Consider the following 20,519-nt stretch of genomic DNA (forward strand, 5'->3'; position numbering starts at 1 on the left):
ACCGCCGGGATGGTTCAAACAACCACTCCGACGCATTCTTGGTGGTTCATCCATGCAGTCCCGGACAGGCTGGACGGGCTGACGGGTCGGGCGGGCTCAGCGCGTCCGGCGGGACTTCACCGCGTGCTGGGGGGTGATGTGGTCGGTCAGCGCCAGCGAGGCGCTCGCGCGCTGGTAGGTGAGCTGGGCGACCCGGACGTACAGGCAGTCGACGAGCATCAGGACGGAGTGCCGGCTGCTGATGCTCTCGGCGCGGAAGCTGGTCTCCGAGGAAGACGAGATGAGCCGGATGTCGGCCGCCCGGGCGAGCGGGGAGCGTGGGTCGGTGGTGAGGGCGACGGTGGTGGCGCCGCGCTCCTTGGCCATCTCGAACGGTTCGAGCGTCTCGCGGGTCGCCCCGGAGTGGGAGATGCCGATCGCCACGTCGGCCGGGGTGAGCAGGGCCGCTGAGGTGGCCGCCGCGTGCACCTCGGTCCAGCCGCGGACCGAGCAGCCGATCCGGAACAGCCGGGTCTCCGTCTCCTGCGTCACGGCACCGCTGCCGCCGACCCCGTAGACGTCGATGCGCCGGGCGCGGGCCAGTGCCTGGGCCGCCCGCTCGATTGCGTCGAGGTCGATCCGGTCCATGGTCTGCTGGATGGCCCGCAGATCCGCGGTGCCCACCACCTGCACGACCCGCTCCAGGCTGTCGTCGGGCGAGATGTCCGGGCCGATCTCGGCGGTGCCCCAGTCGGAGACCTCGCCGCGACCGCGCTCCTGGGCCAGCTCGATCAGCAGATGCTGGTAGGAGTCGAGCCCGATGGCCCGGCAGAAGCGGGTCACCGTGGCCTGCGAGGTGCCGGTGCGGCGGCCCAGCTCGGCGGCCGAGCAGTGGGTGACGGCGGCCGGATCCTCCAGGATCAGCTCGCCGACCTTCCGCAGGGAGCCGGCCAGCCGGGGCAGCTCGGTGCGGATCAGTGTGGTGACGTCCGTCGAGGGCATGGGAAGAAGGTAGCAGCCACCGTTTGGCCCGCAGGTTGAATACCAGGACCGGATGCGGGGGTCCATCGCGCGGCGGCGGCTCAGGTGGGTCATGGGTGGGTCATTGCCGGTGCCATCCTGGGTGTGATTTATTGATTCATCGATGGAGTAGTACGAGGTGGTTCAATCCACCAGTGGGGAGTGAGTGACGCGTGTCCGACGACTCCGTGAGCGCCCGGCGCTTCGCCCGCGAGAGCATGGCCGTCCTCGACCGCATGACCGAGTCCGCCCGCGACGAGGTGGCCCGGGCCGCCGAGCTCATCGCCGACTGCGTGCGCGCGGACGGCGTGATCCAGGCCTTCGGCACCGGCCACTCCCAGGCCATCGTCCTCGAACTCGCCGGACGGGCCGGCGGACTGGTCCCCACGAACCGCCTCAGCATCGCCGACCTCGTCCTGTACGGCGGCGAGCCCCCGAGCGTCCTCGACGACCCGCTCCTGGAGCGCCGCGCCGGAGTCGCCGGCCGCCTCTACGAACTGGCCGCACCGCGCCCCCAGGACCTCTTCGTCGTGATCTCCAACTCCGGCGTCAACAACGTCATCGTGGAGATGGCCCTGCACGCCAAGGAGCACGGCCACCGCCTCCTCGCCATCACCTCCCTCGCCCACACCCGCGCCGTCCCCGCCGGGCACCCCAGCGGCAGGAAGCTCGCGGACCTCGCCGACGTCGTCCTCGACAACCGGGCACCGCGCGGCGACGCCCTGCTGGAGCTCCCCGAGGGCGGCGCGGTCTGCGCCCTGTCCACACTGACCGGCGTGATGCTCGTCCAGACGGCCGTCGCCGAGGCCTCCGCCCTGCTCCTCGCCGCCGGGGAACGCCCGCCGGTGTACGTCTCGGCCAATGTGCCGGGCGGCTTCGAGGGCAATCTGGAGCTGGAGAAGCGGTACGCCGGACGGATCCGGCGTACCGCGAGCTAGTTGCTCCGCCGGGAGGGCCGTGGAGAGCCCGCGGGCCGGTGGGGCTGGTCGCGCGCCCACGCGGCGGAGCCGCATATCGATTCAGCCCCGCGCTCCTTTGTTGTGGAGCCGTCACTCCACAGGCACTGGGGTCAGGGCCACGGCGAGTGGATAGGCGCCGGTGGTGAGCGCCGTGCCGGTGCTTCCCGTGGTGGTGTCGACCGGTATCAGAGCGTTGCCGTCGGCCGTCGTGACGTACGCCGCGCCGCCGTTCCAGTCCAGGGCCACGTCGAACGCCGACCTTCCGACAGGCACCTGCTTGCCGGGGGCGCCGGTCACCGTGTCGACGGGCGTGACGTAGTCCCCGTTGCTGGGGCTGACCCACAGGGTCCGGCCGTCCGGCGACAGTCCGAGGCCGTAGGCCTGGCCGGTGACCAGGAGCGTCGGTTCGGTGTCGTTGGTCGCCGTGTCGATCGGAGTCACCGTCGAGCCGCCGGAGTTGGACACGTACACCGTCCGCCCGTCCGGCGCGGCGACGATGTTGAAGGGGCGGGGCCCGACCGGAACGGCCCTGCCGGCGCTTCGGGTGGCGAGGTCGACGGGGCTGACCGTGTTGTCGTGGATGTTCGCCACGTACAGGGTCCTGCCGTCCGGCGTGACCGCCATGTTCTCCGGCCCGGATCCGACCCGGACCGGTTGGCCCGCCGTCAGCGTGCCGGTGTCGATCGGCTGCACCGTGCCGTCCGTGTAGTTGGCGACCCAGAGCGTACGGCCGTCCGGGGTGAGGGCCAGCCCGGCGGGGACCCTGCCCACGGGGACCGTGGCGGTGACGGTGCCCTTCGCCACGTCGATCACGCTGACCGTGTTCGAGCCCTGGTTGGCGGCGTACGCGGTCCGGCCGTCCGCGTCGACGACGACCTCGCCGGGGTTGTCACCGACCGCGATGTTCCTGCTCGTACCAGTGGACAGGTCGAGTGAACTCACCGACGCGCCACTGAAGTTGGCGGTCAGCGTGCGGGGCGTGCCGGTGCCGTCGGTGACCCGGACGGGGAGCGCGCGGTCGAGGAGCCCCTCACCCGACACGACGACGGAGTGGACGCCCTCGGTGACGCCGGTGAGGGTGACCGTGACCGAGGCCGGGGTGGTCGCCGTGCCCTCCGCGGGCGTGGCCTTGACGCCGTCGGGCACATGGAGCCGCCAGCTGACGGTCCTGGCCTGCGCGTCGGACAGGTCGAGGGTGACCTTGGCGGAGGCCCCCGGCTTCAGTGACAGCGAGCCGGGCGAGAAGGCGGCGTCGACGCCCGGGTCGGGCGCGGTGTCCAGCATCGTCGTGTACAGGAACTGGTCCATCACACCCGGGGAGACCTGCTGGGGGATGGCGTCCAACTCCCCGCGTTGTTTCCGGAGTTGGGCCCACAGGCGCGCCACCGCATCCGTGTCGCCGCGCTTGTGGGCCAACAGCAGTTCCACGGCCGTCCCGCCCGCGGTGCCGTAGCGGCCGAGCTTGTCCAGCCAGACGGAGGTCTCGTCGAGGAACCCGGGGTTGTCCAGACGGGCACGCAACCGGTCCGGGGTGGCGGCCATGTCGACGAAGTAGGAGGTGAGCCGGGCCGCCGCACGGTCGAGTCCGCTGTCCTCCTCGTACGCCTTGCGGAACGCCGCGATGAGCTCGGTGAGCGTGGGGGACTCGGTCGGATCCAGTTGGGAGGAGTAGTTGTTCTCCGCGAGGATCCGCAGCCATTTCGCGGCGCCGGGCCCGGCGAGATCTCTTACGGAGGCGAGGAAGGCGGCCCGGGGATCGTAGGCGTCCGGGTTCCAGAGATATGCGCCCGATGTGAACAGCGCGAGCCTGCTCGCCTCGCCCTGGACCATCGGGTTGGCGGTCACCCCGGTGACCTCCTCGGCCACGCCGGGCTCCCGGCCGGTGTAGGGCCCGAGCAGGAGGCGGCTGGTGACGTAGTCGTTGACCGGATAGTTGTCCCAGACCAGGATCGGGTGGCCGTACACCTCGCGGGCCTGCTTCACCTGCTCGGCGGTGATCGTCGGCGCGATCACGCCGACGCCGGTCCACTCGACGACCACGGTCGGGTCGAGCTTCTCCCGAAGCGCCTTCTTGTACGGGGAGTCGGCGAGGTCGGAGTACTCCGTCGGGACCATCTCCAGGGGCTGGAGGTCGGCGTGCTCGGCGCTGAACTCCCGCCACACCGTGTTCAGCAGATGAGCCTGCGCGGTGCCCGCCGCACCCCCGCCCGTCCCGAACCCCGCCGCGTCGGCGGGGCAGTTCCACTTGGTGTAGCTGATGTCGTCGAGCGGGATCGCGAAGGACCGCACGCCGATCGTGTACAGCGAGTCGAACTTGGCGGTGAGCGCCTTGACGTCGGCGTCGGAGGAGTAGCAGACGGAGAGCCCGGGGGAGAGGGCGTAGGTGAAGCGGACGTGGTTGGCACGGGCCCGGTCGACGAGCTCCCTCAGCTTCGCCAGCTCGGCGGGCGGGTACGCGTCGCGCCAGCGGGCCCGGAGGTAGTCGTCGTCCTTGGGCGAGTAGACGTAGACGTTCTGTTTCGTACGGCCGTAGAAATCCAGCTGGGCGAGGCGTTCGGCGTGTGACCAGGGCGTGCCGTAGAAGCCCTCGATGACTCCGCGCAGGCCGGCCGTGGGCCAGTCGCGGACGTTCACCGTGGGCAGGCGGTCTCGCGCGACGAGTTGGCGCAGGGTCTGGGCCGCGTAGAAGGTGCCGGTGGCGTCGGTGCCGGAGAGGGCGACCAGGGCGCGGCCGTGGGAGCGGCCGGAGGCGAGGGCGTAGCCGCCGGAGGGCAGTCCCGTCGGGGACTTGGCGCCCAGTCGTCTCAACACCGCTTCGGTGGCGGGGTTTTCGGTGGGGCCGCCGACGTAGACCGTGAGCGCGGAGGCCGGGGGTCTCTCGCCCGCGGGCACGGTGACGATGTGCCGGGCGCCGGCGTCGCGCAGGACGGATTCCACGAGGCGTCGGGCGGAGGGGTCGGTGTCCGGGCCGACGACCTCGACGACCCTGTCCGGGACGGCGAGGCGGGCCGGGCCCGTGTGCATGCTCTTGGGCGTTGGCCACACCTGCGGGGCCCGGGCCTGGGTCCGGGCTTGCGCGGGGGGTGTGGGCGCGGCGGCCGCGGACGGTGCGGTGAGGCCGACGGCCAGGAGCAGAGCCGCTGGAATTACACGAAGGGATGGAAGCACGAATCCTCCCGGGGTGAATGTATCCACCGGGAGATGCTAGAGATGCTGAATGTTTCATTCAATGGGGCGATTCGGGAGGCAGGTTGGCGCAGGGGGCGCACACTGGATATGTGTGCCGTCGATGCTCAAGGGGGTGTCGGCATGGCTGCGTCAGGGTGCCCGAGGGTGCGGCTGTGGCGGTGGCGGCGCAGCCCGTTGAGGCGGCGCAGCGACCTCGTCGAAGCGTGGGTCGTGCTGGCCGGATGGGTGTTCGCGCTGGTCGGTGCCCTGTTCGCGGGGCTGGCGGCGGCGGACGCGGTCACCCACTCCGCCAAGGAGCAGCGGGCCGAGAGCCACAAGGTGACGGCCGTACTGGTGAAGGACGCGGATGATCCGGGGCCCTCGCGGGTCACCACCGACCATCTCGTGTGGAGCACCGTCCGCTGGACCGACCCGGACGGTACGGCCCACACCGACGACGCCCGGGTGCCGCCCAGGACGCACGCGGGCAGCAAGGTCGTGGTGTGGACCGACCGGCACGGCGTCGTCGTCAACGAGCCGCTGTCCGAGACCGAGATCCTGCTGCACGCGGTCGCCGGAGGCATCCTGGCCGCCGGGGCCGCCGGCAGCGTCGTGCTCGGGTGCACCTGGGTGGTACGGCTGGGTCTGGAGCGGCGGCGGATGGACGAGTGGGCCGCGGAGTGGGAGCGGATGGACACGCCGTGGGGGTGGAAGACGGGCTGACATGCCGTCTCACCACGCGGCACGACCAGCACCACGATTCGTGCGGCCCACCGCCGCCGTCATTTGACGTCCGCGCTCGGCAGCGCCGACGGGGACGCGGTGTTCAGGTCCTCCAGGCCCTTGGGGATGGCGAGCGTGAGAACCGGCGCGCCCGGCTGGGGCGCGGGCGGGGTCATCTGGTCCTTGGGGAGCTTCGGCGGGGTGGTCTGCTGGAAGTTGTTCGCGTCGAAGTTCACCAGGCCCGTCTTCTCAAGGATCGTCATGTGGTCGAGCACCGTGTCGTTCGCCAGGTCCGCCAGCTGACGGACCAGGGTGTTCTGCGTGGTGCCCCGGATCTTCGCGATCGCCGGGAAGATCTGCCCGTGCGTAACCCGCATGATCGCGACACCCGTGGCGTCGAACTCCTTGCCCGTCTTGGAGTCCACCGTCGCCACGAACTGCTGCTGCTGCGGGCTGGCCTGGTTCGGCAGCGTGATGTTCAGCTGGGACGCGAGCTTGCGGCAGGCGAGGTCGAGCCGGGCATGTCCGACGACCAGGTGCTGGCCGGCCTCCTTCATCGCCGGGGTCGTCCCGCGCTGCATCGCCATCATGCCCAGCGGGTGCTCCCACAGGCCCGCCGCACGGACCTTGACGACGAAGTCCCGGTCCGCCTCGGTCAGCGGCCCGAACTGCGTATTGGCGATGACACGGTCCTGGCTGTTGGAGGTGTTGTCCAGGCCCAGCATGGCCGGGTAGGCGAGCGCGGAGAGGGTGAGGACGAGCGCGCCTCCCACGAAGACGGTTCCTACCATGCGGCGCGAGATGGGCATCGTGCCTCCTGACGTGAGCGGCTTGGTCCCCAGGAGGTACGGATGGAACACGCGAAACAATCACCGCCGAGGGAAAAAAACTTACGGCCCGCCGTGCGTCGTCCGTCACACACCACCGTGAACCGCCTGTTCGGTCCCGACAGCCCGGTGACCGGAACCGCTGTGCCCCGGTTCTTGATCCTTCTCGGCGGCGATCGCGGAGGCCGAGACCAGCGTCGCGGCGGCGAGGCTGCCCCAGAGGGCGGTCGGGCCGTGCGGCGCGAGGGCGGTGATGACGGCCGGGGAGACGGCGAGGCCGAGGCCCGTGGAGAGTTCGAAGCGGGCGAGGGTACGGCCCAGGGCGTGGGTCGGGGCGAGGTCGGTGACGAGGGCGGTGGCGCTGCCGGCGTAGACGATCTCGCCGATGGTGCAGAGCACGGACACCGCGGCGACGGCCGGGGCACCCCAGCCGCCGCCCAGTGAGGTGGCCGCGAGGAAGCCCAGGTAGGACACGGTGAGGAGCACACCGGCGAGAGCCAGCACCGTGCGCCGGGAGAAACGGGACAGCAGCACGGTGACCGGCACTTGCAGGGTGACCACCAGCACCGTGTTGGCCACGAAGATGGCCGCCGACCACACCGGGGACGCGTCCAGCTGGGTCACCAGGATCAACGGGAGCGCGATCTCCGGGACGTTGAGGCAGAAGACGTAGACCACGTTGGCGGCGAGCAGCGCACGCATCCGGGGCACCGGCCCGGCGTTCCCAGCCCCAGCCCCAGCTCCAACCCCAGCTCCAGCCCCAGCCCCAGCTCCAACCCCAGCTCCAGCCCCAGCCCCAGCTCCAACCCCAGCTCCAGCGCCAGCCCCAGCTCCGGCCTCGGCCCCGTCCATTTCCTTGGCCAGGGCCGCGGCCGGACGCGCGTGCAGATGGACCGACCATGCCAGGGCCGCCGCGGCCAGATAGGCGAGCCCGGTCACGGCGGCCAGTGTCCGCAACGCCGTCGTGCCGCCCGCCAGGGACACGGTCGCGATGAGCGCGCCCACGCCCAGACCGGCGTTGCGCAGGGCGCGGCCCGCCGCGAGGGCGGTGTCGCGGTCCCGGCCGTGGGCGACCGTGGCCACGACGGCCGCGTGCGCGGCCGGCCATGCCTGGTTGCCGACGCTGAAGAACAGTGCCGCCGTCCCGAACAGCCAGACGTGCCCCGCCGGGGTGGCCAGCAGCAGGATCACGCCGAGCACCCGGACCAGCATCGACGCCGCCACGACCGTGCTGCGCGCACCCCGGTCCAGCCACCGGCCCACTGCGGGCATGCACACCAGGCCCGCGACCACACCGACCGTCATGGCGACGCCGGTGACCGGCGCGGACAGCTTCAGCACCGCCACTCCGTAGAGCAGCAGAAAGGGCCGCAACAGGCCGGTGCCGAGGGCGTCCACGGCCAGGGCGACGGCATAGCGGGGGCCTCCGGAGGCGCGGACGAGGGCGCGGGGCCGGATCTTGGTGGTGGTTGCCATGGCGTCAACGGTGGGTTCGGCCGCAGTACGGGCCGCGTCGGTTGACGGAAACCGTCAACCGACGCTGTCGTCGGCTCTCCGGTGGATGATGATGCGGGCGTGACGTTGAGGATCGACATCAGCGGACTGCCGTCCGAGCGGCTGCGGTTCGCCGCCTCCCCGCTGGCCGAGCTGACCGCGATGCTGCATGTGCTCGCCGAACCCGGCCACCATCCCCAGCACGCCGAGTGGGCCGCGAAGGTCTGGGCGGTGCTGCGGCCCGAGCTGGCCGAGCGGCTGCGGGAGGCGGAGTTCCTCTGGCGTTCCTCGCAGGCCGACTTCCTGATCCCCGCCCGGCCTCGGCCGACCCTCGCGGAAGAGCTGGACGATGTGGACCGGATCGACGACGAGAGGTATGTGACCGCCGCGCTCGTCACCACGTGCGGCAGCAACCGGGTGCATTTCGGCGCGTCGTCGCCGCTCACCGACGCGACCGCGCGCGAGTGGGCCCTGGCCCTGGCCCAGGCCCGCGGCGCGCGGCAAGAGGCCTTCGCGGAACGGCTGCTCGCGGACCCGGCCACGGTACGGGCGCGGCTGCGCGCCACTCTCGAAGAGTGCGCGGAGGCCTTCTTCGACGACGCCTGGGCGGGCGTCGCCGTGCAGCTCGCCACCGACCTGCGCCTGAAGAACCACCTGTTGAGGCGCCAGGGCATCGGAGCGGCGCTCGCCTCCGTCTCCGGCGCGGTCACCCTGGCGCCGGACGGCGACTGCATCGTCGTGGACAAGCTGCAGGACAAGGCGACCGCCGCCCAGAGTGCCGGGGTCACCTTCATCCCCACGGTCTTCGGCCGCCCGCACCTGGTGGCGGTCCACGCGCCCGGCTGGCAGCCGGTGGTGCAGTACCCCGTGGCCGAGCCGAGTCCGTCGGAGCCGGTGTCGCTGGAAACGGTCACCCTGCGGCTGGAGGCACTCGCCCATCCGGTACGGCTACGGCTGCTGCGCACCCTGGCCCGCGGCCCGCACACCACGGGTGAGATGGCCCATGTCTGGGACCTGACCCGCCCGGAGGTCTCCCGCCACCTCGCGCTGCTGCGCCGCGCGGACCTCGTCACGGCCCGGCGGCACGGCCGCTACGTCCGCTACACCCTCGACCTCCCCGCCCTGACAGCACTGGGCACCGACCTGCTGGCGGCGGTGCTGCGCTGAGCGGCACCCGCAGTGTCACGCCGGTTGGGTAGCGCCCCCTAGGGGCGCGGGGCTGTATCGATATGCGGCTCCGCCGCGGGGCGCGACCAGCCACGACGGCGCAGCAGACAGCAGACAGCAGACGGCAGGAGCACCCTGCGACGCCGCGGCGAGCCGTTGTGAGGTGCATCACATTCGAGCTAGGGTGATTACCGCTTGGAGAAGCCCACCGGGCCGTGGGCCGAGCGGCGGCGCGCGCGACCCGGCCGGCTTCGGGTGAGGGAAGTGATCCCGTTGTCCGTCGCCTGGGACGACATCGGCGGGCTCGTCGATGCGCACGAACGGTTCCTCGCCGGCTCGCCGGTCGAGTCGGACGTGCGCGACTGCGTGCTCGACTCCTGGGCGCGCTGCCGCTTCGCCGGCCTGGAGCCGCACCGACTGCTGGTCCGCTACACCGCGGACGTGGCCCTGGACGACCGGCTCCAGCGTGCCGTCGACCCGGTCCTGACGGAACTGTCCGCCTCCCTCGCCGATGTCGGCATGACGATCGCGCTCTGCGACGGACAGGGCCGTATGGTCCAACGGCTCGGCGGTGACCGGCAGTTGTGCGAGCGCCTCGACGCGGTGCAGTTCGCGCCCGGGTTCGACGCCTCGGAGCAGGTCGTGGGCACCAACGGCATCGGCACCGCCCTCGCCGAGCGCGGCCCCGTCTACGTCGTCGGCCGGGAGCACTTCGCCGACTGTCTGCAGCCCTTCGCCTGTGCGGGCGCGCCCGTGCGGGACCCGCTCAGCGGGCGGATCGAGGCCGTCCTCGATCTCACCTGCCTGCGCGACCAGGGCGACCCGGCCATGGTGGGGATGGTCCGCGAGGCCGCCCGGGACATCGAGGCCCGGCTGCTGGAGCAGGCCACCGAACGGGAGCGCGCGCTGCTCGCCGCGTACCGGCGGGCCGACGGCCATGCGCGGGGCTGGCCGAAGCAGCCCGAGCACCTGCCGCCCGGCCCCGACGGCGGAGCCCTCGGCCGGCTCGACCTGGCGGTGTTGCGGGAGAAGGCCGAGGAGCTCCTCGCCTCACCGCACCGCACCCTCGACGAGATCACCCTGCCCAGCGGCCGCACCGCCACCCTGCTGCGCCGACAGGTCAGGGGAGCGGCGGGGGAGAGCGGCGTCGCCGTCGAGGCCCGCGTCCTCGGCAGCCCCCGCCTGAGCCACCTCCGCCCGGCACCGTCGGGCGTGCAGCCGTCCTCCACACACGCGGCGGCCTGGGCCTCGGCGCCCCCCGAGCCCGCCGAACCCTCCGTACCGTCCGGCCCCACGACGGCACCCGCATCCGTACCACCACAGCCCCTGCCCCGGCCCGCACCGCAATCCACGCAAGCGCCGCCCGCACCGCAACCCACCGAAGCGCCGCCCGCGCCGGAACCGCAGCCACTGCCGGCGCCCAACGCCGTGACGCACACCGCCGTAGCCCCACCCGGCCCCGCCACCCGCCCCGAACCGGACGGCGACCACGACATCGAAGGCGACGGCGCCGAAGGCTGGCTGCTGCTAGTCGGCGAGCCCGGCGTCGGACGGCTGGCCATGCTCGCGCGGCGGCGGCTGGGGCTGCTGCACGACGCGAGCGTGCGGATCGGCACCACCCTCGACGTCACCCGCACCGCGGAGGAGCTCGCCGAGGTGACGGTGCCCCGGTTCGCCGACTTCGTCGCCGTCGACCTGCCCGACTCGGTGCTGCGCGGCGAGGAACCGGAGGCGCTCGGCGGCCGGACCGCGCTGCGCAGGGTGGCCATCCGTGCGGTGCGGAAGGACCCGTACAACCTGTACGACGTGGGTGATCTCGTCGAGTACCTCCCGTCCACGCCGCAGGCCCGTTCGCTGGAGACCCGGCAGTCCGTGCTGGAACCCGTCCTGGCCGAGGCGGGCGGCTGGATCGCACAGGACCCGCAGCGGCTGGAGCGGGTGCTCGCGGCGGGCATCCATTCCCTGATCACCGTGCCGCTGCGGGCGCGCGGCACGACCCTCGGCGTGGTCAGCTTCTACCGCTCCCTGCAGCCCGCCTCGTTCGAGGACGACGACCTGTCCCTCGCCCAGGAGCTGGCCGGCCGCGCGGCGATCTGCATCGACAACGCCCGCCGCTACACCCGCGAGCACAACACCGCCCTCACCCTGCAGCGCAGCCTGCTGCCCAGGGGCCGCCCCGAGCAGAGTGCCGTCGAGGTCGCCTACCGCTATCTGCCCGCGCAGGCCGGGGTCGGCGGCGACTGGTTCGACGTCATCCCGCTGTCCGGCGCCCGGGTCGCGCTCGTGGTGGGCGACGTCGTCGGACACGGGCTGCATGCCGCCGCCACGATGGGCCGGCTGCGCACCGCCGTCCACAACTTCGCCTCCCTGGACCTGCCGCCCGACGACGTCCTCACCCACCTCGACGACCTGGTCGGCCGGCTCGACCGGGGCGAGGGCTGGGCCGCGGAGAGCTCTCCCGACTCCGGCATCGTCGGCGCCACCTGTCTGTACGCCGTCTACGACCCGGTGTCCCGGCGCTGCACCCTCACCCGCGCCGGGCACCCGCAGCCCGCGGTCGTCGCCCCCGACGGCACGGTCGCGTTCCTCGACCTGCCCTCCGGGCCACCCCTCGGCCTGGGCGGCATGCCCTTCGAGACGGTCGAGCTGGAGCTGGCCGAGGGCAGCCAGCTCGTGCTCTACACCGACGGTCTGGTCGAGGACCGGCACCGCGACATCGACACCGGCCTGGACAAGCTGCGTACCGTCCTGGCCTGCGTCGACCGTCCGCCGGAGGAGACCTGCGAGGCCGTCCTCGATGCCCTGCTCCCGGCCCGCCCCGGCGACGACGTCGCCCTGCTCGTGGCCCGCACCCACACCCTGGGCGCGGACCGCGTCGCCCGGTGGGACCTGCCCAGCGACCCTGCGGTCGTCTCCCGCGCCCGGGTGGCGGTCACCGAGCGGCTCGCCGCCTGGCATCTGGACGAACTGGCCTTCACCACCGAACTGATCGCCAGTGAACTGGTCACCAACGCCATCCGGCACGCCATCGGCCCGCTCCAGCTCCGCCTCCTGCGCGACCGCGCCCTGATCTGCGAGGTCTCCGACGGCAGCAGCACCTCACCCCGGCTGCGCCGCGCCCGCACCGAGGACGAGGGCGGCCGCGGCCTGTTCCTCGTCGCCCAGCTCACCGAGCGGTGGGGGACGCGGTACACACCCGAGGGAAAGATCATCTGGGCCGAGCAGCCATTGCCGTGACGCCGAGGGCTGCCGCCCTCGGACCGTCCGTCGTCATCGTGTCTCCGGCAGTCCCGGACCGGCGCAGCGCACATCGGCCGCGGGCACCGTCCCGTCGATCAGATAGGCGGCCACCGTCCCGTCCACGCAGGCGTTGCCGCGACTGGCGAACACGCCGTGCGAGTAGTCGTCGTCGAGGGTGACCAGCCGGGAGCCCGGCAGCAGCTCCCGCAGTTCACGCGCGCCCTCGACCGGCGTCACCGGGTCGTGCGCGGAGGCGACCAAAAGCGCCGGTGGGGCGGCCGGACTGCCCAGCGGTGTACGACGGTCGGGGCGGTGGTGCCAGTACGCGCAGGCCGATGCCTCCATGCCGGTCAGGACCGGCTGCGCGTCGAGGCGCCGGGTGCGGCGGATGTCCGCCACGATCTGGCGCGGCGTCGGACCGGGGCCGTCCGCGCATTTCACGATCCGGTTGGCCGCCTCGTAGTTGCGGGCTTCGGGACTGTCGGAGGCGGACGCGGGGCGCAGACCGTCGGGGCTGCCGTCGGCCAGGTAGGCACGCAGTCCGTCGGCCAGGCCCGTCCAGCGCTCGGTGCGGCCCAGGGCACGGTAGACGGCACGGTCGAACTCCGCCGGACCGAAGCCGTTCACCGGGCGGGCGGCGAGTCCCCGGCGGGTACGCAGATACGCCTGCCGTACGGCATCCGTGTCGCCGCCCAGCCCGAAGCGCTCCGGGTGTGCGGCGGTCCAGGCGAAGAAGGTGTCGCGGGCGCGCAGCATCGCCCGGCTCTGGACGACGTCGAAGTCGTACCAGTCCCAGGGGCCGACCACACTGTCCAGCACCATGCGGCCGACCCGGTGCGGGAAACGGGCCGCGTAGGCCGCGCCCAGGTAACTGCCGTACGACACACCGAGGAAGCCCGTCCGGGGCTCGCCCAGCGCGGCGCGGATGGCGTCCATGTCGTACGCCGTCTGCTCGGTCGACAGATACGGCAGCACCTCCGCGCCCGCCCCGGCCGCACAGTCGTCGGCCATGCGGCGCAGTGCGGCGAGGTACGTCCGCTCGGCCCGCGGGGTCGTCGGCACCGGGTCCGCGCCCGGCGCGGTGAACAGGCCGCCCATCGGGCCGCAGTCCACGGGTGTGCTGCTCCCGACGCCGCGCGGGTCGAAGCCGATGACGTCGTACGCGCGCCGCACGCTCGCGGGGAGTTTGGCGCGCTTGGTCACCGCGTAGGGGAGTCCGGAGCCGCCCGGGCCGCCGGGGTTCACCAGCAGGATGCCGCGCCGCTCGGCCGGGGTGCCGGAGGCGGGGACCCGGGAGACGGCGATCTCGATGTGCGGGCCGGAGGGGTGCCGCCGGTCGAGCGGGACGGAGAGGCGCCCGCACTCCACCCGGTCCGGCGCCGGCGGCTTCGGTACGGAGTCGGGGCAGGCGCCGAATGCGAGGGCGGCGGCGGCCCGGGCGGGACCGGCGGTGGGGAGCAGGGCCGCGGCGGCCACGAGGGCGCACAGCAGGGCGGTGGGGCGGGGTGGCAGGGACACGAGGTCACTCCGAGGCGGTTGGGTAAGAACGGGCTAGCAAATGAAAATGATTATCGATAGTGTGTGCCAGTCAAGTCCGGCACCCCTCCCGCCGAGGGGCGCCCCGGGCTGCCCGAAAGTCTGAACTCACGGCACGAAAAGGGGAGTTGTGGCTCATCTGCTGGTGGTAGAGAGCTGGGTCGGGTCGATGAGCAGGCTGCTGCCACGTGCGATCCGGGAGGGCGGACACGAGTTCACCTTCCTCACCCGGGACCTGCATCACTATCTGCGCTCGGCGCCCGAGGGGGCGGCCCATCCGCTGCTCGGTGCCCGCAATGTGATCACCGCCGAGACCAACGACCTCGACGCCCTGCTGCCCGAGGCGGCGCGGCTGCACTCGGTCCTCGGCTTCGACGGCGTGATCACCTCCTGCGACTACTACCTGCCGACGGTGGCCCGCATCGCCGGCCACCTCGGCCTGCCCGGTCCCGGCCCCGAGGCGGTGGAGGACGCCTGCCGCAAGGACGCCACCCGCCGCGTCCTCGCCGACGCGGGCCTGCCAGGGCCGCGCTTCGCCGTGCACGAGGAGTGGGCCGACCTCGCGCGGGCCGCGCGGGAGATCGGGTATCCACTCGTCGTCAAGCCGGTCGACCTGTGCGCGGGCATGTACGTGCGACGCGTCGACGACGAGACCCAACTCGCGGATGCGGTAAGGGTGTTGGGCGAGTTCCCGGTCAATGCGCGGGGGCAGCGGCGCACCTCCGCCGTACTCCTCGAAGAGCTCCTCGACGGCCCCGAGGTGAGCGTCGAGACCGTGTCGTACCGGGGTGCGGTGCACATGGTCGGCGTCACCGACAAGAGCATCGGCGGAGCGCCCGCCTTCATCGAGACCGGCCATATGTTCCCCGCCGCCCTGCCGCTCGCCGACATCGACGCCGCCGAGCAGACCGCGCTCAGCGCGCTCAAGGCGCTCGGGCTGACCGACGGGGTCGTGGCGCACACCGAGATCAAGCTGACGTCCGACGGGCCGCGCGTGGTCGAGGTCAACCCCCGGCCCGCCGGCAACCGCATCACCGAGCTCGTCCGCCATGTCACCGGCATCGACCTCGCCGCCGCCTGCGTGGACGTCGCCCTCGGCCGCGCGCCCGACCTCAGGCGCACCGACACCGGGCTGCGCAGCGCCGCCATCGGCTTCCTCGTCCCGGACCGCACCGGCACCCTCGAAGCGCTCGACGGCCGTCGACCGGCCGACCGGCCCGAGGTGTTGGAGGTGCAGCTCGCCGAGCCCGGCAGGGCCGTGAAGGCGGCCGGCAGCAACAACGAGTACCTCGGCCACGTCATGGCCGGCGACCCCGACGGGCCCGGCGCCCGCGACCGGGTCGAGGAGCTGCTGGCCGGGCTGCGCGCGGGGCTGGTGATCCGATGAGCGTCGTCAGCACCTCGAAGCCGGTACGGAACCCCCCGCCCGCGCCCTGTCGGACGTACGACGAGCTCGTCGCCCGCGTCCGCGCCGGTGCCCTCGGCCCCGACCCCCGCAGCCGGCGGATCGCCGTCGCCTTCACCACCCGGCAGGCCGTACGGCACGACGGACGCGGCACCGGCTACCACAACGAGGTCCTCAGCCTGCGCCTCGCCGGAGCCGTCGGCTCCTGCGCGGTCGAACCCGGCGAACTGCCCGACAGCGCGCTCGACGAGTGTGTGGGCGCCGATGTCGCAGGGCTCCTCGACCATCCGGTGCCCGCGGTGCGGGTGGCCGCCCTCGACGCGTATCTGATGCACGTCACCCCGCACACCCCGGACCACGGGGCGCTGCCCGTCGCGCTGCCCGCCGGATCGTCGCTGGAGAAGTCCACGGCCAGGGCGGAAGCCGTGGTGGAACTGCTGGACCTGGCCGGCGGTTCGTGCGTCCTGGTCGTGGGGGTCGTCAACTCCCTGCTGGAGGCGTTGCGTTCGCGCGGGCTCCGCTATGTGCCGTGCGACCTCAAGGGCGGGACGACGGAGTGGGGCGAGCCGGTCGTCGGCGACGCGCTCGCCGCCGCCGGGAGCTGTGACGCGCTGCTGGTGTCCGGGATGACCCTGGGCAACGGCACCTTCGAGCCGCTGCGCGAGCACGCGCTGCGGCACGGCAAGCAGCTGGTGATGTTCGCGCAGACCGGCAGCGCGGTCCTGCCCCGCTTCCTCGGGCACGGCGTCAGCGCGGTGTGCGCGGAGCCGTACCCCTTCTTCTGGCTCGACGGCGGCCCCGGGGTCGTCCACCGGTACACGTCCTCCGGGGGTGCGCGATGACCGCCACCGCCCTACGTCCCACCGCGCGCCCGGAGCTGCTCACCCTGCTCGGCCGCACCCCCGTCGTCCGGGTCACCACCGACCTGCCGCACGCCCACCCCGGCTTCTGGGCCAAGCTCGAAGGGCTCGCGGCGGGCGGCATGAAGGCGCGGGCCGCCCTGTCGATGCTGCTCGGCGCGCGCGAGCGGGGCGAACTGCGGCCCGGCGCCCCGGTGGTGGAGTCCACCTCCGGCACCCTGGGCATCGGGCTCGCCTTCGCCGGGCAGGTGCTCGGCCATCCCGTCGTCCTGGTCGGCGACTGCGAACTGGAGCCGTCCATGCGGCAGTTGCTGCGCGCCCACGGCGTCCGCCTGGAGATCGTGGACCGCCCCGCAGCACAGGGCGGCTGGCAGGCGGCCCGCCTCGGCCGGCTGCACGAACTGCTCGCCGAACTCCCCGGCGCCTACTGGCCCGACCAGTACAACAACCCCGACAACACCACCGGATACGCGTCGCTCGCCGCCGAACTCGGCGCCCAGCTCGACCACCTGGACATCCTGGTGTGCAGCGTCGGCACCGGCGGCCACAGCGCCGGCCTCATCGCCCCGCTGCGCCGGCACTGGCCCGCGCTGCGCCTGGTCGGCGTCGACGCCACCGGCTCCACCATCTTCGGCCAGCCCGCCCGACCCCGACTGATGCGCGGCCTCGGCAGCAGCATCCACCCCCGCAACGTCGCCTACGACGCCTTCGACGAGGTCCACTGGATCGGCCCCGCCGAGGCCGTGGACAGCTGCCGACGGCTCGCCCGGGGCTGCTTCGTCAGCGGCGGCTGGAGCACGGGGGCCGTCGCGCGGGTCGCCGCCTGGGCGGCCTGCGTACACCCGGGCGCGGTCGTCGCCACCGTGTTCCCCGACGGGCCGCACCGCTACCTCGGCACCGTCTACGACGACGACTTCATCGCCGCCCACGGCCTCGACCTGGCCGGCGCCGCCACCCGGCCCGTGGAGCTACCGCACCCCTGCGCCGCCGAGGCGAGCGGGTGGGCGCGGTGCACACGGGTCGCCGATCCACTCTCCTTCGGAAGGACCGAATGAAGGCCCGCCTGCGCACCGTACGACTCGAACTCGCCGAGCCGCTGCGCATCTCCCGCTCCACCATGACCGCCCGCGACGCCGTGTGGCTGTGCGTCGAGCACGACGGGACGACCGGCTACGGCGAGGCCGTCAGCAGCGTGTACTACGGACTGGACGCCGACACGCTCGTACGCCTGATCTCGGCCGTCGACCTGGAACGGTTCGCCGACCCCGAGAGCGCCCTGGAGGCCCTGCCGTCGGACGCCGCACCGCCTGCCGTGACCGCCGCCGTCGAGTCCGCGCTGCTGGACCTCGTCGGCAAACGGGACGGAGTGCCCGTCCACCGCCTGCTGGGGACTCCGACGCCGTTCGGTGTCGCCACCGCACGCACCATCGGCATCACCTCGCTCGCGCACGCGGCCGCCGAGGCCCGGCGCCTCGCCGCGAGCGGATTCGAGATCGTCAAGGTGAAGGCGGGCTCGTCCGATCCCGAGGACGACGTGGAGCGCGTACGGGTCATCCGGGACGCGGCTCCTCAAGTACGGCTGCTGCTGGACCCGAACGGCGCCTGGAGCGTCGCTCGGGCCGAGCGGCTGCTGCCCCGGTTCGCGGCGCTCGGCGTCGAGGCCGTCGAACAGCCGCTGCCGCCCGGCGACCCGGACGCGCTGGGCGCCCTCGCCGAGAGATCGCCGCTGCCCGTCATCGCCGACGAGGACGCGGTGAGCGTGGCGGACGTACGGCGGCTGGCCGGGCGCGTCCACGGCGTCAACGTCAAGCTCGCCAAGTGCGGGGGAGTCCGAGCGGCCCTGCGCATCGCGGAGCTGATCGAGGGCAGCGGGACCGAGCTGATGCTCGGCTGCCTCACCGCCAGCAGCCTCGGCCTCGCACCCGCCGTCCACCTGGCCGACCGCGCCCGCTGGGCCGACCTGGACGGGCATCTGCTGCTCGCCCACGACCCGTGGCGGGGGATCGGCGGTGCCGACGGGTTCGTACGCCCGAGTGGCCGTCCCGGTCTGGGAGTCGAGGAGGTGACGGCACATGCGGACGTGGCGTGAGATGCGCGGCTTCCCGCTCGCCGTCCAGCTCCTCCTCGTCAACCAGCTCGGCGTCAACACCGGCTTCTACCTCCTCATCCCGTACCTCGCCACCCACCTCGGCGAGAACCTGGGCATGTCCGCCGCGGTCGTCGGGATCGTCCTGGGCGTGCGCAACCTCAGTCAGCAGGGCCTGTTCATCATCGGCGGCTCGGCAGCGGACCGACTCGGGGCGCGGGGCGTCATCATCGCCGGGTGTGCCCTGCGGACCGTCGGGTTCGCGCTGTTCGCGCTGGGCGACGGACTGCCGGTGCTGCTCGCCGCGTCCGTGCTCAGCGGGCTCGCGGGGGCGCTGTTCAACCCGGCCGTGCGGGCCTATCTCGCGCAGGAGTCGGGGGAGCGCAAGGCGGAGGCGTTCGCGCTGTTCAACGTGTTCGCCACGACCGGCGCGCTGATCGGCCCGCTGCTGGGCAGCGCCCTGCTCCTGGTCGACTTCCGTACCTCCGCGCTGACCGCCGCCGGCATCTTCGCGGTGCTCACCGTCGCGCAGGCCCTCGTCCTGCCCGCGCGCAAGGTCGAGCCGACCGGCAGCGGCGTCCTCGGAGACTGGCGCGAGGTGCTCGGCAACCGGGCCTTCCTCGCCTTCGCGCTCGCCATGGTCGGCATGTTCACCCTGGAGAACCAGCTGTATCTGCTGCTGCCCGACGGGGCCCGGGAAGCCACCGGGTGGGACGGGGCGGCCGGACTGGTCTTCCTGATCGGTACGGTGGCCAACCTCGCGCTCCAGCTGCGAATAACCCGCTCGCTCAAGTCCCGTGGTTCCAGGCCGCGTTGGATAGCCGCCGGGCTCGCCGTGATGGGGCTGGCCTTCCTGCCGCCCCTCCTCGCCGCTCCGCTCGTGCTGCTCAGCGCCCTCCTGCTCTACCTCGGCATCATGATCGCCTCCCCGTTCGTGATGGAGCTCATCCCCGGCTTCGGCCGCCCCGAGCTGACCGGCACGTACTTCGGGATCTTCTACGTCGTCTCCGGCATCGCCGCCGCCGTCGGCAACGCGGTCGTCGGCTGGGCCATGGACGCCGGGGAGCATGGCGGGCATGAGTGGCTTCCCTGGATGTGCTGTGCCGTCGTAGGACTGGCATCGGCTGGCGCCGTCGCGTGGCTGCATCGCCGCGGGGCGCTGCCGGCTCAGGCGGACCCGGTGCGCGAGAGGGCCGACGCATGACCGACGGCAGCCTCCTCACCGACGCCAACCTCCTCACCGACAACCCCGCCCTCTACGAGGCCCGCTTCCCCGACGCCGAACGGCTCGCCGGACGCTGGACGGAGGACTGTCTGTGCCGGTACGACGCCGGGCCGCGCCTCCTCGACATGGGCTGTGGCACCGGCCGCGACGCCGCGCACCTGCATGCCGCCGGCCGCGTGGTCACCGGCGCCGACCTCTCCGAGGCGATGCTGTCGTACGCCCGCGCCCGGCATCCCGGCCCCGAGTACGTCCACGCCGACCTGCACGGGTTCGACCTGGGCGTGTTCGACGCCGTCGTCTGCCTGGACAGCTCCCTGCTGTACTGCCACACCAACGACCAGCTCGACGGCTTCCTCGCCTCCTGCCGCCGGGCCCTCGCACCGGGTGGGCTGCTGATCGCGGAGATGCGCAACGGCGCGTACTTCCTGGGCCGTACGGACCTCCTGGACCGCCCGACGGTCAACGCCTTCACCTGGCAGGGCACCGCCTACCGGTCGACGACCACCCTGACCGTCGACCGCACGGCCCAACTCCTGCGCCGTACCCGGGTGTGGACCGCCGACGGCGCCGACGACAGCGGCGGCGGCGATGGATCGCCGCCCGTCGAGCAGCGCTCCGCCTGGCGGCTGCTGTTCCCGCACGAGCTGCGTCACTTCCTCGCCGCGCACGGCTTCGAGGTGCTCGAACTGCACGACGGGCCCGGACCGCGCACCGAACCCCCTTGGCATCAAGGCGAGTTGCCCGGCACTCGCACCGATGCGGACCGGCTGCACCTCGTCGCGCGCTTGCACACCACCTGACTCGAAGCATCAGTCTCGAAACACCAGTAA

At 72.8% G+C, this 20,519-nt stretch carries 15 protein-coding genes; 10 read left to right on the top strand and 5 right to left on the bottom strand.

From position 1 onward, the window contains the following. Positions 1 to 96: 96 nt before the first annotated feature. Positions 97 to 981: a MurR/RpiR family transcriptional regulator gene (locus POF73_RS29430; RefSeq protein ID WP_272121474.1), complete on the bottom strand. Its 885-nt coding sequence runs from the start codon at positions 979 to 981 to the stop codon at positions 97 to 99. A 191-nt stretch (positions 982 to 1,172) separates the two neighbouring features. Here POF73_RS29430 and POF73_RS29435 point away from each other — a divergent pair, with 191 nt between their 5' ends. Continuing rightward, positions 1,173 to 1,937, top strand: a complete 765-nt coding sequence (locus POF73_RS29435) for an SIS domain-containing protein (RefSeq protein ID WP_272121476.1) — start codon at positions 1,173 to 1,175, stop codon at positions 1,935 to 1,937. Positions 1,938 to 2,048: 111 nt separating this feature from the next. On the opposite strand, the gene POF73_RS29440 is transcribed toward POF73_RS29435, so the two are convergent. Further along, positions 2,049 to 5,153: a beta-N-acetylglucosaminidase domain-containing protein gene (locus POF73_RS29440; protein ID WP_443049662.1), complete on the bottom strand. Its 3,105-nt coding sequence runs from the start codon at positions 5,151 to 5,153 to the stop codon at positions 2,049 to 2,051. Positions 5,154 to 5,267: 114 nt separating this feature from the next. Between POF73_RS29440 and POF73_RS29445 the strand changes: the two genes are divergently transcribed. Next, on the top strand, positions 5,268 to 5,849 hold the full coding sequence (locus tag POF73_RS29445) for an Rv1733c family protein (protein WP_272121480.1): 582 nt from the start codon (positions 5,268 to 5,270) through the stop codon (positions 5,847 to 5,849). A 59-nt stretch (positions 5,850 to 5,908) separates the two neighbouring features. On the opposite strand, the gene POF73_RS29450 is transcribed toward POF73_RS29445, so the two are convergent. Both POF73_RS29450 and POF73_RS29455 read right to left on the bottom strand, forming a co-directional pair. Further along, positions 5,909 to 6,658, bottom strand: coding sequence for a DUF4142 domain-containing protein (locus POF73_RS29450; RefSeq protein WP_272121482.1), 750 nt, complete (start codon positions 6,656 to 6,658; stop codon positions 5,909 to 5,911). 105 nt (positions 6,659 to 6,763) lie between these two features. Further along, positions 6,764 to 8,152, bottom strand: a complete 1,389-nt coding sequence (locus POF73_RS29455; protein ID WP_272121484.1) for an MFS transporter — start codon at positions 8,150 to 8,152, stop codon at positions 6,764 to 6,766. Between the two features lie 99 nt (positions 8,153 to 8,251). Here POF73_RS29455 and POF73_RS29460 point away from each other — a divergent pair, with 99 nt between their 5' ends. Together POF73_RS29460 and POF73_RS29465 are read left to right on the top strand one after the other, a co-directional pair. Further along, the gene (locus tag POF73_RS29460) at positions 8,252 to 9,337 is read left to right on the top strand and encodes a DUF5937 family protein (protein WP_272121486.1); all 1,086 of its coding nucleotides are present in this window, start codon (positions 8,252 to 8,254) and stop codon (positions 9,335 to 9,337) included. A gap of 264 nt (positions 9,338 to 9,601) precedes the next feature. Further along, positions 9,602 to 12,574, top strand: a complete 2,973-nt coding sequence (locus POF73_RS29465; protein WP_272121489.1) for a SpoIIE family protein phosphatase — start codon at positions 9,602 to 9,604, stop codon at positions 12,572 to 12,574. A gap of 33 nt (positions 12,575 to 12,607) precedes the next feature. Here POF73_RS29465 and POF73_RS29470 read toward each other — a convergent pair whose 3' ends face one another. Continuing rightward, positions 12,608 to 14,095 carry an alpha/beta hydrolase gene (locus tag POF73_RS29470; protein WP_272121491.1) on the bottom strand — a complete coding sequence of 496 codons (1,488 nt, stop codon included), beginning with the start codon at positions 14,093 to 14,095 and terminating at the stop codon, positions 12,608 to 12,610. Positions 14,096 to 14,243: 148 nt separating this feature from the next. Between POF73_RS29470 and POF73_RS29475 the strand changes: the two genes are divergently transcribed. Genes POF73_RS29475 through POF73_RS29500 form a run of 6 tightly spaced genes read left to right on the top strand, consistent with a single transcriptional unit; the run spans position 14,244 to position 20,489 of the window. Continuing rightward, positions 14,244 to 15,500, top strand: coding sequence for an ATP-grasp domain-containing protein (locus tag POF73_RS29475; RefSeq protein ID WP_272121493.1), 1,257 nt, complete (start codon positions 14,244 to 14,246; stop codon positions 15,498 to 15,500). Next, complete coding sequence (locus POF73_RS29480) at positions 15,497 to 16,360, top strand: Rossmann-like domain-containing protein (RefSeq protein ID WP_272121495.1); 864 nt, start codon at positions 15,497 to 15,499, stop codon at positions 16,358 to 16,360. The genes POF73_RS29475 and POF73_RS29480 overlap by 4 nt, the downstream gene beginning before the upstream one ends. Then, a complete protein-coding gene (locus POF73_RS29485; RefSeq protein ID WP_272121497.1) occupies positions 16,357 to 17,433 on the top strand; it encodes a PLP-dependent cysteine synthase family protein in 1,077 nt (358 codons plus the stop codon). Before POF73_RS29480 ends, POF73_RS29485 begins: the two co-directional genes overlap by 4 nt. Continuing rightward, positions 17,430 to 18,467 (top strand): dipeptide epimerase, encoded by a 1,038-nt coding sequence (locus POF73_RS29490; RefSeq protein WP_272121499.1) that lies wholly within the window; start codon positions 17,430 to 17,432, stop codon positions 18,465 to 18,467. Before POF73_RS29485 ends, POF73_RS29490 begins: the two co-directional genes overlap by 4 nt. Further along, positions 18,451 to 19,668 carry an MFS transporter gene (locus tag POF73_RS29495; RefSeq protein WP_272121501.1) on the top strand — a complete coding sequence of 406 codons (1,218 nt, stop codon included), beginning with the start codon at positions 18,451 to 18,453 and terminating at the stop codon, positions 19,666 to 19,668. Before POF73_RS29490 ends, POF73_RS29495 begins: the two co-directional genes overlap by 17 nt. Further along, complete coding sequence (locus POF73_RS29500) at positions 19,665 to 20,489, top strand: class I SAM-dependent methyltransferase (protein ID WP_272121503.1); 825 nt, start codon at positions 19,665 to 19,667, stop codon at positions 20,487 to 20,489. The genes POF73_RS29495 and POF73_RS29500 overlap by 4 nt, the downstream gene beginning before the upstream one ends. The last annotated feature ends 30 nt before the right edge of the window (positions 20,490 to 20,519 follow it).

This window comes from Streptomyces sp. HD (assembly GCF_028369295.1).
GTDB lineage: Bacteria > Actinomycetota > Actinomycetes > Streptomycetales > Streptomycetaceae > Streptomyces.

Bases quoted from the DNA above. Each gene is read 5' to 3' on its own strand.
- POF73_RS29430 (WP_272121474.1), bottom strand. From the start codon at position 981: ATGCCCTCGACGGACGTCACCACACTGATCCGCACCGAGCTGCCCCGG.
- POF73_RS29445 (WP_272121480.1), top strand. From the start codon at position 5,268: ATGGCTGCGTCAGGGTGCCCGAGGGTGCGGCTGTGGCGGTGGCGGCGC.
- POF73_RS29450 (WP_272121482.1), bottom strand. From the start codon at position 6,658: ATGCCCATCTCGCGCCGCATGGTAGGAACCGTCTTCGTGGGAGGCGCG.
- POF73_RS29455 (WP_272121484.1), bottom strand. From the start codon at position 8,152: ATGGCAACCACCACCAAGATCCGGCCCCGCGCCCTCGTCCGCGCCTCC.
- POF73_RS29480 (WP_272121495.1), top strand. From the start codon at position 15,497: ATGAGCGTCGTCAGCACCTCGAAGCCGGTACGGAACCCCCCGCCCGCG.
- POF73_RS29485 (WP_272121497.1), top strand. From the start codon at position 16,357: ATGACCGCCACCGCCCTACGTCCCACCGCGCGCCCGGAGCTGCTCACC.
- POF73_RS29490 (WP_272121499.1), top strand. From the start codon at position 17,430: ATGAAGGCCCGCCTGCGCACCGTACGACTCGAACTCGCCGAGCCGCTG.
- POF73_RS29495 (WP_272121501.1), top strand. From the start codon at position 18,451: ATGCGGACGTGGCGTGAGATGCGCGGCTTCCCGCTCGCCGTCCAGCTC.
- POF73_RS29500 (WP_272121503.1), top strand. From the start codon at position 19,665: ATGACCGACGGCAGCCTCCTCACCGACGCCAACCTCCTCACCGACAAC.